Below are 13,680 nucleotides of genomic sequence, written 5' to 3' on the forward strand. Positions count from 1 at the left end.
CGCTCGTTTTTTGGGCCCCCCCCCCCCCTGTTTTTCCGGGGCGCCCCCCCCCACAGCGATGTGGTCGGCGCCTCCGCACTTCTGCCTGCCCTTCCATGAGCAGCGACAATCGGCGTGCCGTTGAGAATGCGCCTTCGTAGTCACATCAGTAGTTCTGTAGGGATGCCTGTAGGGATGCCTGTAGCGATGTCCGTAGGGATCTAGGTGCGCTCCTATGTTCGTATCGTTCGGCCCTCTTGAGTGCCTCGACTATGACGCGACGCGACACGCAAACAGCTCGGTATAACCGGACAACTCGGACGAACTCCCAGGCGGGGGCGAAGAATCGAGGGAAGCGCGTGTCGCGTCGTGACACGAGAACGGGCCGCAATGCGCTACGGTGATCCACAGCCTGAAGGACACACACTGGAGACGCCTTGTCCGCCTACGTGCAGCCGGCCGTTCTCGCGAGCACGGCCAACGTCAACCGCTCCTGGGTTACCAAGGCCGCCCAGCTCGGTCTCGTGAACGCAAGTGCGCTCGACGGGGAAGACGTCATTGTCGTACGCGTGTTCGCCTTTGTGGATCAGCTCGTCTGGCCGGGCAAGAAGCGCTCTCGAAGCGAGGCTCGGGCGATGGAGCCCTGGGTGTCGCTTGCGGTCAACGCGGCGCGAGATGCAGCACGTGACCCAGCCACCAAGATGGACTCAATCCTGTGGATTACCCCTGAGGGTGTTGAGGTAACCAACGATTTCGGTGCCCACACGGGATTTGTCCTCGCGCACCAGCGGTCGAACTTCGTCGCAGTCCCAATCGGCGAATGGATCGCTGAACTTCCACCGAACCTCGAAACTATCTTCCACTGGCCGCGCAAGATCTTGGACACCACGATCACTGTCCAAGACACGGAGATCGCTGTCCTGGGCTTCAGCACCATTCCCCAACAGGTCACGGTGTTTGCGACATCAAGCATCGCACTCAACGACGCCACGTACCAGAAGGTGCAGCAGCAAGTGTCATCGCAGCACCGTGGCTCAGCGATCCGAATCATCGAGCACCAAACAAAGGGTGCACAGTCTCGTTGGTCCGAGCTCTATGGCCTTCCGGACGGCGGACTCATTCGTCGTCCGGTGGACGACATAAGCCTTCGCAACGAGTACGGACCCCAGCTCAAGCACTTTGGCCGGCGTCCTGACCGGGAAACAAAGTGACTCGCCGGGCATTCCGCCGAGAGGCCAGCAGCCGGAGTCGACCGCGAAGCATTGGCTTCCGGCACGCTCCACTGAGAAACGCCCTGCGGGGGCTCATGTAGCAGGACGGCCCGGGATCTGCGGTCCCGGGCCACTGCTGTTGTCGAGGAGGTGAGGCACAACCGACATCCCTAGCTGAATCACGTCGCATGCCCGGCTGTTCTGCTACGGCCTAGCGCGCCGGGTGGCGATGACGGACGTCCTTGTACCTCCTCGACTGGAGCAGATCATACCTACCCGTACGAGGGTCGGCTCAGTCATGCCTGAAGCAGGCGGAAGCCTACCCAAGAAGTCGAAAATTCCAGGGCGAGCGCCCTCGTATGGCGTCTCGTCAACCTCTCCATACCTGGCCGACCGACCGACTCTGGCCCTTCAGCTGGGGCGCGGCATGGGGTTCCGGCTGTTGACGGCCGTCCGCGCCCTGCTTGCCGATCCCAGGCTCGCCGGCCGCAAGGATGTTGTGCGTCTCGGCACCCTCGTGCTGATGGCGAAGGCCAGCCATGGCAGCTGCCGGGTTGAGATCACGGCCAGGGAGCTGGGTCGTTGGCTCGGGGTGTCGGAGTCGACCGTCGACCACGAAGTACTCAACGTTCTCCGTGACGTTGATGCCGTCGCTGCACGTGTGCTGCGGGGCGGCGACGGTCTGCCGACCGGTGTCGAGTATCGGGTGGAAGCTCTGTGGGAGGCCCGAAACGACGTCGGCGCACCTTTGGCGTTGTCGAAGGCCGAGCTGGCGACGCTCCTGCGATTCTTGGAGGAGTTGTTCGCTCCGGGGTGGGGTGAGCAGTGCGCCACGCCCCCGGGCCTGCTGGTGAAGAAGGGGCGGCGGGGGAGGGGCGCGGCGTCGGATCGGCTGGCTCTGGTTCTGCTCGCCCTGCATGCACGGCCGGACGGGCGGGTGCCGTTGGTCGGTGGTCCGTTGGCGAAGACGGTGGCTCGTCATGGCCGGGCGGCGGTGACGCTGGCGCGGATGCTGGGGTGTCGTGTGCCGGTAGCCGCGAGGGTGCTGGGTCGGCTCGTGGCAGTGGAAGCGGTGATGGTCGCGCCGGGTCGACTCGTGGTGCCGGCGGTAGCGGCCGCGCATGGGTCCGCGGCCGCGGTGCCGGACGCTGCCGAGCTCGAGAGTTCTGCATCTGCTGATCCGGCGTCTGCCGGTGATGCGTCGCGCTGCGTTCGGTGTGCCGGGCATGAAGAGGCCGACGTGCTTGTGGTGGACGGGGATGGGTGGCGGCAGCTGTCGTGGGATGACCTTGGAGGCGTCGAGGAGGGTTCCGGAACTGCACCCAGGGATCTCTACGACGCTGGTAGCGATCTTTTCGCAGGTCAGGCCGTCTTTGAGACGTTCGAGGCGAGTTGCGCTGCTGCAGACCCTCACGCCGACCACGCTGTTGTGGCTGATGTACGTGGTGAGGGTGCTGGAGGTCTCGGGTTTTCCGGCGAAGCCGCGTCGGGGTACTGCCGTCAGCCGGTACGCGCGTGTGAGGGCGGGAACTCCCCGGCGCTGGAGGATGGTCTCCACGGTGCCGTGACGGTCGTCGATGGCGGGGCTGGCCCGCTTCGCGGGGACAAGCCTGATCTGCTGCTGGCGGAGGGGGAGTCGGGTTCGTCGGCCTCGGTGTCGACGCTGCAGGCGTGGCGGTCAGCGTCGGGGGGGCCGCCGCCGGTGTGGGCTCAGGTGCCCAAAGGGCTGGAGCGTGTGCTGGAGCCGGTGGCCATGGTGTGGGGCCGGCTGGACCGGCTGACGACCAGGCAGTACGTCACGAAGGTGGTGCGGGCGCGGCTGGGCGAGATCTCGGGGGCGTGCGGTCCGGGGGTGGATGCCGAGCGCGTCCTGCGGGAGCGGCTCAAGCGCCGGTTGACCGAGCAGGGGACAGTGCCGGTCACCGACCCGGTGGGCTGGCTGCTCGGCCGTGCTCTGCCGCGCCGGGCGTTGTGCCCTGACAGCCGGTGCGACGACGGACGGCGGATGGACACCCGGGCCGACTGCGCCGCTTGCCAGATGCTGGTCCTGGACGGACGGGCGCTGCGGTCCCGCGCCTTCGCCAAGGCGACAAACGCTCTGGCCGGAGGCCGGGTTGACCGGCCGGTGTTCGAGGCGGAGCTGAACGCGTGCTGGCAGCGGGAGGCCGCCGCCGCGGCGGTGCGCCGCGAGGACGCACTCCGCCAGCGGCACGCCCGTGAGCAGGTGTGGGCCGAGCAGCGGGCCCAGCGTGCAGCCCAGGAGGCCGCCCGGCGGGCGCTGGCCTGCACGGTGTGCGGGAAGCCGGAGACAGCCGGTCTGTGCGGCCGGTGCCGCGACGAGCGCCGCGTCGAGGAACTGGTGGCCGAGGCCGTCGACGTGGCGGTGGCCACCTGGGGCATGGGCGGCGACGCGTACCGGCTTGATGCCGTTGGCAGGACCGAGCGGGACATGCGTGGCGCGGTCGACCAGGCGGTGACGGACCTGCTGACTGCGGGCGGTGGCGTGTTCGCCGAGTCGGTGGCGCTCGCCGCGAGGCTGGCCGCGGAACTCCAGCTGGGTGCGCTGCAGCGCCGGGCCGTGAACCACTTCGCCTACCAGCCGTCGGCCCAGGCCGAGTTCGAGAAGGTCTTCGCCACCGAGATGCGGCGCAGCCACCTCCACGACAGCCTCGACGAGGCCCGCGAGGCCGCTGAAGAGGCCGCCCAGACGGCACGGTTCAACACGGCGCACGCGCTCCTGAACGACCGGCTGCGTACGTTGCGGGCCGCCCGGCCCACGACCGAGGCGGATGCCGAACCGGACGGGTACGCGCAGGCGGCCTCTGTGGTCCGAAGCCTGATCCGCCCCGCGCCGCCGGAGCGCGCCATGTCCGTACGACGGCCTCCAACCTCGCCGGGCTCGCCGGCAAGTGACAGCGAGGCGCTGGCGGGGGTGGGCGCATGAACCGTCCCGTACGCCGCGTCCCGCACCGGCCGGTGCGGCGGCCCTCGTTGACTGAATGGGTGCAAGGGCTGCCGGGTCTGTCGGGGCGGGCGCGCCGGCTGCTGCTGGAGGGCGACACCGAACACCGGTACGCGGGCAGGACGGCCGCCGATTCCGGCTACCGGCTGACGATGGCCCTAGCGGTCGCGGTCTCCCAGCCCGGCCGGGAGTGGACCCTCGCGCAGTTGTGGGAGGCCCTGGTGCTGCGCCCGACGGCAGGTGGCGCCTGGGCACGGTCGCTGCGCTCGCGCAAGGGGGAGCGCTACGCCGAGGGCAAGCTCGCCGGAATGCTCGACAAGGCACGCGCGTTCGTGGGCACTTCGGGCACGATCGTGTGCCGGGCCGATGCCGTGGTGGCGATCGCCCGCCTGCGGGCCGCCGTGGAAGCCGTCGTGTGGCCGGGGCCCGGCGGCGGCACCGACCTCAAGAACCTCACTGCGCGGCTGCAGCTGGCCGAACAGGCTGGCGGACTCGAGCACGAGGTCTCAGTACGGCAGCTGGCCGAGCTGATGGGCTGCGCCCGCTCGACCGCGGAAGCGAGCAACGCCCGCCTGCGTGCGGCCCGGTGGCTGATCCTGGTCGCGGCCGGCACCGGGGAGCACAGCTCGACCTGGTCCCTGCGCATCCCCCCGGCAGACGCTGAAGATCAGGAATCGTGTGCGCGCCCGGGACACCGTCCAGCCTCGGGGGAGAGGGGGGCAGAGGGTGTCCCGGACATGCACACGAGCCGGGAGGTGAGCACCCGCGCGCTGGGCGCCGTGATGGGTACCGACGCATGTCACCACTACGCCCACGGCACGTCCGGTGCCCGGATCCTCGCCGCCCTCGACCCGCTCGACGGAGCCGAGGTCGCGCGCTTGGCCGCGGCGACCGGCCTGCACCGCACCACGGTGCGCCGCCGCATGCACAAGCTCGCCGAAGACGGTCTCGCCGAGGAAGTCGACGGCCTGGTCTACCTGCCCCGCCACCTGGCCGGCGACGAGGGCCTTCGCCCCGACCCCGACCAGCTCGAGCACGTCGCCCTCGCCCGAGGTACCGCCGGCCTGGGGGAGCAGCGCCGAAAACGGCACGGCGACCAGCGGCGCTTCTACCGGCAGTGGCTCACCGAACGCGCGCAGCACGCGGTCGGGCGTCGCAGGCCTGCCCGGCTACGGCTGGTGCCCGAAGGCGTGGTCGACGAGAGCACGGGCGAGCTCCGCGACACCGCATGGCGGGGGTGGATCATCGACGACCCGTTCCGCCCGACCTGGCCCGACGACAAATCACCCGAGGCGGCGTGCGGATGACCCCGTCAGCAGGGCCCCGCACGGGGCTCAGCGCCACTCGATCGTGTTCGCGCGGCGGTGCGGCCCTCACCGGAGCCGAGGACCGACAACGGGAAGCCGGTACGGCTCGCCGGGCTCGCACGGGCAGGCTAGGTCCATGCCGCGCAGTTCCGGCAGCCGGGCGAGGATCTTCTCCCGGCGCTGGTTGCTCTCGTCGGCGGTTCAGTTGGCGCGGCTGCCTCGCAGCCACGGGCTGAACTGGGCAATCACCGTCGCGCGGGCCTCCGGCTCCTTGTAGCCGATGTCCATGGCGCCCGCGATGGTGAACGGGTTGCCGAAGTGGGAGGTGCGGTCCACGATCATGCACCGCTCGGGCTTGCTCCAACCGCGGTCTCGGCGGCGCTGGATACGGGTGCAGGTACGCATCGGATACGCTTCTTTCGCTGGTCAGAGGCGGGATTGGTTGGTCAGTGCGTCGGCCGCGCGTGGATCGGAATGTGGATCTCCCCGTCGCCGCAGTCGAAGTCGGCCCACTGCTGCTCGGGGGCCAGCGTCCATCCGTTGTCCGTCGCAGCGCGCACCGTCTCCCGGACCGCCTCGGTCCTGCTGCCGTAGTCGCCGAGGGCCACGGACGCGACCGGCAGGGCGAGGTCGGAGGTGTAGGTGTCGACCGAGGCCAGCCACGCCCCGCCGCTCTGGAGGAGCAGGAGGTGGGTGGCCACCAGCCCAGCACGGGCGGCGAGTTCGAGGTAGCGGGCGTGATCGGTCTGCATCACCAGCCCTTCCTACTCCGGGAAGAACTCGGCGAGGTCTCGGCGTGCCTCCTCGTCGCCTTCCTGCGCCTTGCGCAGCACGGCAACGGCCTCGGCGATCCGCTCAGGGGCAATGACGTCGTTGGACACGGGGACTCCTGTCGAGGTGGGGTGGACCTGATGCACGGCGGTGACGCCCTCCCGGAGCAGGACGTCCGGGGTGGCCTCTCGCGCGAGTTGGTGCTGCCAGCGCAGCGTGTCCGGCGGTACCTGCCGGTTGGGCGGCCGCTGCCCGTTGCGGGTCAGGCAGGTGTCGAGGTTGGGCAGGAAGCGCAAGGCGACGACGGGACGACCGTGCCGGCGGGCCCGCTGCACGAGTTCGGCCCGCACGCGGGGCTCCACGTTCGTGCTGTTCCCTGTCGAGCTCTTATGTTCAGGTTCTTGGTCTGATTCAGGGGCCCTTGAGACGGGTGGCTTTGCAGGGGAGCGTCGGGAACGTTTGTTGCTCAATGGCGAGGTCGCCCGGTGCGGCGCGAGAACGATGTGTGCGAGTGCTGACAACGCAGCGATACCAACTCCAGGACCGCCGCTGCACTGAACACCACAGTCTCGCGGCAAGCGTTGTCACAGGCGCCGGGCAGGATGACGGCCATGACAGAAGGAACAACCTGGCTCGCTGATCGACAATCCATCGCTTTCGGGGGCTACCACGTGGTCCTCGCCCGCAGGCTCTTCCCACAGGAACTCGCCAAGCGTCTTGCCGCGGCCCTGCGGTACAACACGGAGCACATCGCCGTGCCGGTCGGGGACCACACGGGAGCTTCGCTCCTGGAGCTCATGGACGACTACGACGACGTCGGGTTACGCCTCGGCTCTGCGGGGGACTGGACATACGCGGTTGCGTACGGCGGCTGGCAGGCCGAGTTCGGACCGTTGACACCGGTCTCACTCGGCGGCGCGGATGTCTGCCTCCTGGAGTACGAAGAGGAGAACGGCAAGCCAGTGCCGCCCCAGTTCGCCTACTTCCACGATGGCCAGCTGCTGGCCGCCTTCAACCTGCACCTGGCCAGGTCATGGGGCTACGAAAAGGTCGAAGGCGACCCCGCTACAGCCGCTCCACTGCAGGAGCGGCTCACGGCCGCCGGCCTCCCGGACCCGGAGCGGAACCGACGGGAGGTTCACCGCGCCGCGCTGGGTGTTGTCGAGGAGTTCTTCGGGCTCACACTGCCGAGGGACCCGATCGTCAACGGAACGCTGCCAGCCGTTTTGCTGGAACCGGCATGACCCGCAGCTTGAACACACTCACGCATCAGGGAAGTGGCGTCGAGGAAGACCGTCGCCCCGGCGCTCAGGTGCTGCTCCAGGAGGGCGTTCTGCCGCTCCACGGCGGCCGGGATGACGGACTGGTCACCCTCGGCGCCCCCGATCTCGCGCCGCAGGGAGTCGAGGCAGATGACGACGTCGACCGCCGCGGTGGCCGCGTACGTCGACTTGCCCGAGGCCCCGGGGCCGACCGCAACCAGCAGTGTGCCGGGGGCCAGGTCGAGGGCCGGGACGACCAGGAAGCCCGCGGGCGCCGTCATCCCTGTCCTTCGGTCAGCCGCTCCACGGCGGCGGCGAGTTCCCCGCGCGCGGCGGCCTCGTCCGCCTCGGACAGCCGCCGCAGGGCGTCCGCGACGGTCACCTTCGGGTCGACGCGGGAGGCCTCTGTGAGCGGCTGGTTCAGCGCCTCGTAGCCGGTGGCGTAGCCCTCGTGGTAGCGGCAGAGCTGGTCCGCCACTTCGGCTCAGGCCGGGCAGTTCTCCCAGTCGGCGGCGTCGTACGCCTCGATCTCCATGGGTACGTCGCCGCTGGTGGGCAGTTCCAGCGCGGCGTGCGGCCGGGCCACGCCGAGAACGCGCTGGGACCAGTCCTCGGGCAGAGCACGCACCTGCATGGCGAGCGCGGCGGCCACGGCGGGCTGATCCTCGGTGAGGCGCTTCCACAGCATGACCGCCGTGTTCAACGCGCCAGTCGATAACGTCATGTTCGTTCCTTTCAGGAGGAGTTTGTCAGAAGGACCGGTGCATCCAGGTGGGGAAGCCGCTCGCGCAGCGGCGGCAGCGGAGACGCCCGAGCACCAGGCGCCACCCGGCGATGGCCGCCCAGACGAAGTTGACGTCCGTCATCCCGCAGCCCGTGCACTCGGGCTGTACCGGACGGGTCACGCTGCTACCGCCGTACGGATCTGGGAGACGTAGGCCAGGCAGCGCTGGCACGTCGCCGGAGCGTCGATCGGGTCCTCGTCTAACGCGAGAGGCTTGGCGCGGCCGGGCGTCTCACAAAGGGCGCGGTCCGCCAGGTGGCGCCGGCGGCGCCCGGAGAAGACCTCGCCGAGCGGAACGACGTGCCGCAGGCGCTCACGGGCACCGCCACGGACCCGGCCGTACCGGTTCTCACGGACGGCGACCTTGACCAGACAGGTGCGGACCGCGGCGACCCATGCGGCGGCCTCGGCGCGGTGGCGCTCGGCGGTGCGCAGGGGTCCCACCCGCGCAGTGCGTCTTTTCCGTCCGCTCCCGCTGCCCAATTGCAGCGGGAGCACGAGGTGGATATGAGGGTGGAGGGCCCTGTGGTGCGAGAGGTCACCGACTGTTCGGGCTGAGCAAGGTCGGCAGGTGTTGGTGGCCGTTCGAGATGTAGCTGGGCACAGGCTGGAGCTGGTCGAAGTCGACGGTCAGCCGTAGGTCAGGGAACCGTTCGAACAGCAGCCGCAGGCCGATTCGGGCTTCGGCGCGGGCGAGTTCGGACCCCAGGCACAGGTGTGCTCCATACCCGAAGGAGAGATGGTTGCTGCTGGTCGTCCGTGCGACGTTGAAGTCTTCGGCATCGGGGCCGTGGACGTGCGGGGCACGGCCGGCGGCGGCGAAATTGACCACGATGGCGTCACCTTGGTTGAAGCGCTGCCCGGTGCGCTCGTCGGCAATGTCGGCGGCCGCGAAGCGCAAGATGAGATTCGCGATGGGCGGCTCGTGGCGCAGGGACTCTTCCACTGCCGCATCCCACGACACGCGGCCGCTGGTGATGAGCGCGAGCTGGTCGCGATGGGTAGCGAGGTTGACGATCGCATGGTCCAACAGGTTGACGGTCGTCTCGTGCCCGGCGCTGATGAGGAGAACGAAGGAGTCCGCCAGTTCCTTCGCCGTGAGGTCGCCCGCCAGGTGCGCCGCCACCAGGTCGGTGCTGAGGTCGTCGGAAGGGTGGGCGATTTTGTGGTCAATCAGCGAGGCGATGAGGGCGTACAGCCGCCCCCAGGCTGCAACGGCCGCATCGGGCTCAAGGTTCGTCGTGAACAGGGCGGTCGCCGAGTCGTGCAGTTCGTCAGCCAGGTGGTCCGGGGTTTCGAACAGGCAGCCGATGACCAGCAGTGGCAGCCGCCAGGCGTAGCGGGCGCGCAGGTCGATCTCCTCGGTGCTGAACGGCTGGAGTTCGTCCAGGAGCTGCGTGGCGATGGCCTCGATCTGGGGGACGAGCGCTCGAACTCTGCGGGGGCTGAACGCCCGGGCGAGGGGACGGCGGAGCCGCTGGTGCTCCCGGCCGGAGGCGGTCAGGGCGTTGCGGACGTCGAGCCAAATCCGCTGCGGCCAGTCGGCGGGGACCTCGCCGGCGATGTACGGGGGCCAGTGCTTGGTGGCGTCTTTTGACACGTCGGGGTGGACCATGATCCTGCGGATGAGGCCGGGGTCAGTGACGGCCCATGCCGGGTATCCGCCGGGCAGAACAATCCGGGCGGCCGGGCCGTCTGCACGGAGGGCGGAGGCTTCGCGCTGGAGGGCGGACCCGGTCGGGTCCAAGTGGTACGGGCAGCGAGGGGCGTCGGCCTGAAGGGTCATGTGTTGATCACTTTCTTGAGTGGGCTGTGGGGGGTGACGTTGTGGAAGAGATGCGGGGCAGACGCCCCCCGGCGGCCCGGGCGCCCGGTGAGGACGCGGGCCCGCTAGACCGCGATGACGCAGAGACAGACGAGCGCGATCAGCAGGGCGAGCACGGCGTACCTCCAGGGGCGGCGCAGCAGGCGACTGCGGGCGGACGGCTGCCGTAGCGGGGGATCTGTGGAGGGGGCTGGGCCTGCGGGATTGTGCACGGAGTACCAGGCGATCGGCCCGTCTGCGGCCTCCACGGCGGCGGGTTCCTTCCCCAGGTACCAGTCGGGGAACGTGTAGTCGGGCGGCTCGTACCCGTCGTCGGTCATCGCGAGTCGACCATCCGGACGTCGCGGGTGATCAGCCGGGCCCGGCCCGTGGTGGGGAGCGCGACCAGTGCCTGGCCCTGGTAGTCGTCGGTGATGACGGGCCGGTGGGCGGGGTTGTAGATCGCCTCCTGCTTGCCGGGGATGATCGTGCCGCCGTACATGAACTGCTTGTGCAGGTACTCGATCTTGAAGGCGTGCGGGGCGAGAACGAGGACCCCGCCGTCGGTGGTGCGCAGTGCGTACACCTGCGGGTAGGCGATCTTGATCGGGAAGTAGTTGGCGGTTCGCCAGCTGCCTTCGGTGCCCGCGTTGCGGTCCGTGTACTCCTTGATCGCCTGCCTGCTGGCCGGTGTGGACGTCAGGTGGGTGCCCTCACGCTTGCCGCCGGAGACGTCGAGATCGGTGACGGCATCGCCGACGGCGTTCGGCGAGAGCGTGCCGATTTTGGTGGCGGGGTCGACCGCGGTGGCGAGCCCGTGGCTGTCGATGGCGATGTCGGGGATCGGGAGCTTGTGGGCGGCCCAGATGGCTGCGACCAGCTTGTACTGGCCGTCGCGCTTGTCGAAGACGAACAGGCCCCGCTCGTGGGAAGGGTCGGACGTGGTGGCGGTCATGGCGAACCAGTTGCCAGCGTCGGCGCCGGATTTCGGTATGAGGTAGCTGCGGTGGGTGTAGTGGAAGGGCGAGGCGTAGACCTTCCGGTCCTTCGCCGACCAGGTTTTCCACTGCTCGTAGTGGGCCCGGTCCTGCACGTAGGCGGTCCCGGCCTCCACCGTTGCCAGCAGAGAAGCGTTCTGCGTCGCATTGGCACGGATGTTGGTCTTCTCGTAGGCGTCCACCACGGCCTTCGCGGATTTCAGGCCGATCACGCCCTGCGCGGACGGGCTGGCGTGCGACGCGGCGCCCGCGCTGCTGTGGGTGTCGTCGTCCGGGCCGCTGCATGCGGTGAGGGTGAGCGCAGTGGTCAGCGCGATGGCGAGGACCGCCGGCGAGAGCCGGTGAGGGGTCCGGGCTGCGGGAGACATGGGGGCGTTCCTCCATGGGTGTTCGGTGAGTGGGGGGCGAGTTGGTGGATCCGGATCACGCCGTGGTTCGTTGGGCTCGGCGGACGCCCGCGGCGAAGTCGCAGCCTGCCTGGGCCGCGGCGACGGCGGCGCTGCGGGGCTGGGTCTGCATACAACGGATGACGGCCGAGCCGACGATCACGGCGTCCGCGTACGCGGACGCCTGCGCGGCCTGCTCGGGGCTGCTGATGCCGATGCCGACCGCGACGGGCTGGCCGGTGGCGGTGCGCAGGCGCCGGACCAGGCGCGGCAGGTAGGGGCTGAGCGGGCGGCGGGCCCCGGTCAGGCCGGGGGTGGCGGGGGCGTAGACCATGCCGCTGGTGGCCTGACCGATCGCCGCGAGGTGGGCGTCGGAGGCGTGCGGCGGGATCAGGGTGACGGTGTGGAGGCCCGCCTCGCGGCTGATGCGGCGCCAGTCGGCGGCCGCGGACTCCGGCAGGTCGGGGATGAGTACGCTGCCGGCGCCTGAGGCCACCAGGTCGTGAGCGAACCGGGCGCTGCCGTAGTGGGCGATCGGCTCCCAGTAGCTCATGACGACGAGCGGCGTGGTGGTGGCAGCGGCGAGTTCCACCGCGGTGTCGAACAGGTCGCGCATCACGAAGCCGCCGTCCAGGGCCTGCGCGGCGGCCTGCCGCACGATCGGCCCGTCCAGGTGGGCGTTGGTGTGCGGAAGACCGAGTTCGAGGATGTCGGCGCTCTGTGTCAGCAGGTGCAGGGCGTCCCGGCTGGTGTGCCGGTCGGGGTAGCCGACCGGCAGGTATACGCCGAGTGCTGCGCGTCCCTGGGCGTGGCTGGCGGCGAGGGCATGGTCCAGGCGGAGGGCCGCCGGTGACGCGATCATGATCGTCCTTCGCGGGCTGCGGATGTGGGGGGTGTGCGGTTGGGCCGGAGCCGGAGCGCGGGGCCGCTGCTCTCCAGCGCCCTGATGACCTGGTAGTCGTCCTCGATGGCGGTGGGGTCGGTGCTGGCGAGGACGACTTCGGCGGAGAGGGGTGCGGCGGCGGACGGCGACGGCGGAGCGTACTCGTGCACGGCGGCCGCGGTGGGCAGGCGGTGCAGCACCTCCTCCAGCCAGCCGGGCAGGCCGGTGTCCGGGAGGGACAGGTGGACGCGGGTGACGTGCGTCCGGGGCCTGCTCGCGGCGGGGACCAGTTGGCCGGCGGCGGGCGGGATCCAGGCGTCCAGGACGTCGGCGGTGCGGTCCCGGCCGGTCGACGTCCGCAGCACGGTGTCGGCCGGGGTGGCGGCGGGTGCCGCGAGGGCCGCGATCACCATCGGTCCGCTGTTGGTGTCCTCGTCCTCCCCGGCGCGGTAGGCCAGGCGTGTGGTGACGGGACCGTGCACGACGCCCAGGACGTCCAGGGCCCGCACGGTGGCCAGCGACAGCGCCCGGGTCAGCAGAGTGCCGGCGTCGAGCAGGTCGGCACGGTCCATCTGCCCGTCGGCGCTGCGGACTTCGGCCCACACGTCGTAGACGCTGTGCTCGGGCCGCTGGTCGGGGCCGGGACGGCTCGTGCTGGTGACCAGGTACTGGCGTGCGGGCAGCGACTCGGTCAGGCACAGGCTCTGGTCGCCGGAGTAGATGGCGGCCAGGCGCCGCATGGCGGGCCAGGCCAGGCTGATGTGCTGACCGGTGGCGCAGGCCACGGCATCGACGGGGACGCCGGTCGCGGCCGGCGCGAGCAGGTAGCCGGGCAGCGGATTGGCGGCCGCCCAGTCCAGCGCGTCGGACAGGCTCGCGGTGCGGACGCTGCGGGGTGCGGACAGGCCGTGCCGGACGAGGGCGGAGGCCTGCATGCCGCGGTCGCGCCGCAGCGGCGAGGACGCCGGGTCGCCTCCGGGCAGGTGCAGGTGCCAGGAGATCCGCTCAGCCAGCTCGATGCCCTCCGCGCTGCCCGGCAGGACAGCGGTGACGCCCATCGCCCGCAGAGTCTTAACCGTCTGCCGCAGCCCGCGGTGCACGACCGTCGTGCCGTAGCAGGCGGGCAGCGGCTCGCTCCGGTAGGCGAGTGGCCGCTGACCGGCCTCGGACGTCACGGCCAGCGTCCGCCACCCGTGCCGGGCGAAGGCCTCCAGGTATGCGCATGCGCTGTCGTCGGGGGCGACGACCGCTGCGGTGCCTGCGAGGGCCCCGGCGCGGCTACGGGCGGCGACGGCGGCCGTGGTGATGGTCATACAGGACTCCCAGGCGAGGG

Annotated in this window: 17 protein-coding genes; 4 read left to right on the forward strand and 13 right to left on the reverse strand. The window is 70.3% G+C overall.

The window, feature by feature from the left end; genetic code table 11:
* The first annotated feature begins 416 nt into the window (after positions 1-416).
* The 3 genes from ACFXI4_RS40590 to ACFXI4_RS40600 all read left to right on the forward strand — a co-directional run bounded on the left by ACFXI4_RS40590 (position 417) and on the right by ACFXI4_RS40600 (position 5,459).
* Entirely contained in the window at positions 417-1,190 is a 774-nt protein-coding gene (locus ACFXI4_RS40590) for a hypothetical protein (protein ID WP_385001501.1), read from the forward strand.
* A 427-nt stretch (positions 1,191-1,617) separates the two neighbouring features.
* The gene (locus ACFXI4_RS40595) at positions 1,618-4,134 is read left to right on the forward strand and encodes a hypothetical protein (RefSeq protein ID WP_385001504.1); all 2,517 of its coding nucleotides are present in this window, start codon (positions 1,618-1,620) and stop codon (positions 4,132-4,134) included.
* Positions 4,131-5,459, forward strand: coding sequence for a helix-turn-helix domain-containing protein (locus tag ACFXI4_RS40600; RefSeq protein ID WP_385001507.1), 1,329 nt, complete (start codon positions 4,131-4,133; stop codon positions 5,457-5,459). The genes ACFXI4_RS40595 and ACFXI4_RS40600 overlap by 4 nt, the downstream gene beginning before the upstream one ends.
* Before the next feature lie 201 nt (positions 5,460-5,660).
* Here the strand turns inward: ACFXI4_RS40600 and ACFXI4_RS40605 are convergent, their stop codons facing one another.
* From ACFXI4_RS40605 to ACFXI4_RS40615, 3 genes are read right to left on the reverse strand one after another with little or no spacing between them, the layout of a single operon-like run.
* Positions 5,661-5,864: a DUF4326 domain-containing protein gene (locus ACFXI4_RS40605; protein WP_385001510.1), complete on the reverse strand. Its 204-nt coding sequence runs from the start codon at positions 5,862-5,864 to the stop codon at positions 5,661-5,663.
* A gap of 41 nt (positions 5,865-5,905) precedes the next feature.
* Positions 5,906-6,214, reverse strand: a complete 309-nt coding sequence (locus ACFXI4_RS40610) for a hypothetical protein (protein WP_385001513.1) — start codon at positions 6,212-6,214, stop codon at positions 5,906-5,908.
* A gap of 9 nt (positions 6,215-6,223) precedes the next feature.
* Positions 6,224-6,592: a hypothetical protein gene (locus tag ACFXI4_RS40615; RefSeq protein ID WP_385001516.1), complete on the reverse strand. Its 369-nt coding sequence runs from the start codon at positions 6,590-6,592 to the stop codon at positions 6,224-6,226.
* Positions 6,593-6,841: 249 nt separating this feature from the next.
* Between ACFXI4_RS40615 and ACFXI4_RS40620 the strand changes: the two genes are divergently transcribed.
* Positions 6,842-7,474: a DUF6461 domain-containing protein gene (locus ACFXI4_RS40620; RefSeq protein WP_385001519.1), complete on the forward strand. Its 633-nt coding sequence runs from the start codon at positions 6,842-6,844 to the stop codon at positions 7,472-7,474.
* Here ACFXI4_RS40620 and ACFXI4_RS40625 read toward each other — a convergent pair.
* The 10 genes from ACFXI4_RS40625 to ACFXI4_RS40670 form a co-directional block, all read right to left on the reverse strand.
* Positions 7,369-7,773 carry an AAA family ATPase gene (locus ACFXI4_RS40625; RefSeq protein ID WP_385001522.1) on the reverse strand — a complete coding sequence of 135 codons (405 nt, stop codon included), beginning with the start codon at positions 7,771-7,773 and terminating at the stop codon, positions 7,369-7,371. The two genes, ACFXI4_RS40620 and ACFXI4_RS40625, sit on opposite strands and share 106 nt — an antisense overlap.
* Entirely contained in the window at positions 7,770-7,970 is a 201-nt protein-coding gene (locus ACFXI4_RS40630) for a hypothetical protein (protein WP_385001525.1), read from the reverse strand. The genes ACFXI4_RS40625 and ACFXI4_RS40630 overlap by 4 nt, the downstream gene beginning before the upstream one ends.
* A 6-nt stretch (positions 7,971-7,976) precedes the next feature.
* Complete coding sequence (locus ACFXI4_RS40635) at positions 7,977-8,216, reverse strand: hypothetical protein (RefSeq protein WP_385001528.1); 240 nt, start codon at positions 8,214-8,216, stop codon at positions 7,977-7,979.
* A gap of 25 nt (positions 8,217-8,241) precedes the next feature.
* Positions 8,242-8,397, reverse strand: a complete 156-nt coding sequence (locus tag ACFXI4_RS40640) for a hypothetical protein (RefSeq protein WP_385001531.1) — start codon at positions 8,395-8,397, stop codon at positions 8,242-8,244.
* Positions 8,394-8,720, reverse strand: coding sequence for a hypothetical protein (locus ACFXI4_RS40645; RefSeq protein WP_385001534.1), 327 nt, complete (start codon positions 8,718-8,720; stop codon positions 8,394-8,396). The genes ACFXI4_RS40640 and ACFXI4_RS40645 overlap by 4 nt, the downstream gene beginning before the upstream one ends.
* Positions 8,721-8,814: 94 nt before the next feature.
* Entirely contained in the window at positions 8,815-9,891 is a 1,077-nt protein-coding gene (locus ACFXI4_RS40650; RefSeq protein ID WP_385001537.1) for a cytochrome P450, read from the reverse strand.
* Between the two features lie 275 nt (positions 9,892-10,166).
* Entirely contained in the window at positions 10,167-10,421 is a 255-nt protein-coding gene (locus ACFXI4_RS40655; protein ID WP_385001540.1) for a hypothetical protein, read from the reverse strand.
* On the reverse strand, positions 10,418-11,446 hold the full coding sequence (locus ACFXI4_RS40660) for a hypothetical protein (protein ID WP_385001543.1): 1,029 nt from the start codon (positions 11,444-11,446) through the stop codon (positions 10,418-10,420). The genes ACFXI4_RS40655 and ACFXI4_RS40660 overlap by 4 nt, the downstream gene beginning before the upstream one ends.
* 55 nt (positions 11,447-11,501) lie before the next feature.
* Positions 11,502-12,326 (reverse strand): tryptophan synthase subunit alpha, encoded by an 825-nt coding sequence (trpA, locus tag ACFXI4_RS40665; protein WP_385001546.1) that lies wholly within the window; start codon positions 12,324-12,326, stop codon positions 11,502-11,504.
* Positions 12,323-13,660: a hypothetical protein gene (locus ACFXI4_RS40670; RefSeq protein ID WP_385001549.1), complete on the reverse strand. Its 1,338-nt coding sequence runs from the start codon at positions 13,658-13,660 to the stop codon at positions 12,323-12,325. The genes trpA and ACFXI4_RS40670 overlap by 4 nt, the downstream gene beginning before the upstream one ends.
* Positions 13,661-13,680 lie beyond the last annotated feature (20 nt).

Source organism: Streptomyces sp. NPDC059224, from assembly GCF_042754285.1.
Taxonomy (GTDB): domain Bacteria; phylum Actinomycetota; class Actinomycetes; order Streptomycetales; family Streptomycetaceae; genus Streptomyces.

Coding starts and splice junctions, on each gene's coding strand:
- trpA (WP_385001546.1), bottom strand. CDS start 12,326: ATGATCGCGTCACCGGCGGCCCTCCGCCTGGACCATGCCCTCGCCGCC.
- ACFXI4_RS40620 (WP_385001519.1), top strand. CDS start 6,842: ATGACAGAAGGAACAACCTGGCTCGCTGATCGACAATCCATCGCTTTC.
- ACFXI4_RS40625 (WP_385001522.1), bottom strand. CDS start 7,773: ATGACGGCGCCCGCGGGCTTCCTGGTCGTCCCGGCCCTCGACCTGGCC.
- ACFXI4_RS40660 (WP_385001543.1), bottom strand. CDS start 11,446: ATGTCTCCCGCAGCCCGGACCCCTCACCGGCTCTCGCCGGCGGTCCTC.
- ACFXI4_RS40595 (WP_385001504.1), top strand. CDS start 1,618: ATGGGGTTCCGGCTGTTGACGGCCGTCCGCGCCCTGCTTGCCGATCCC.
- ACFXI4_RS40650 (WP_385001537.1), bottom strand. CDS start 9,891: ATGGTCCACCCCGACGTGTCAAAAGACGCCACCAAGCACTGGCCCCCG.
- ACFXI4_RS40670 (WP_385001549.1), bottom strand. CDS start 13,660: ATGACCATCACCACGGCCGCCGTCGCCGCCCGTAGCCGCGCCGGGGCC.
- ACFXI4_RS40635 (WP_385001528.1), bottom strand. CDS start 8,216: ATGACGTTATCGACTGGCGCGTTGAACACGGCGGTCATGCTGTGGAAG.
- ACFXI4_RS40655 (WP_385001540.1), bottom strand. CDS start 10,421: ATGACCGACGACGGGTACGAGCCGCCCGACTACACGTTCCCCGACTGG.
- ACFXI4_RS40600 (WP_385001507.1), top strand. CDS start 4,131: ATGAACCGTCCCGTACGCCGCGTCCCGCACCGGCCGGTGCGGCGGCCC.
- ACFXI4_RS40605 (WP_385001510.1), bottom strand. CDS start 5,864: ATGCGTACCTGCACCCGTATCCAGCGCCGCCGAGACCGCGGTTGGAGC.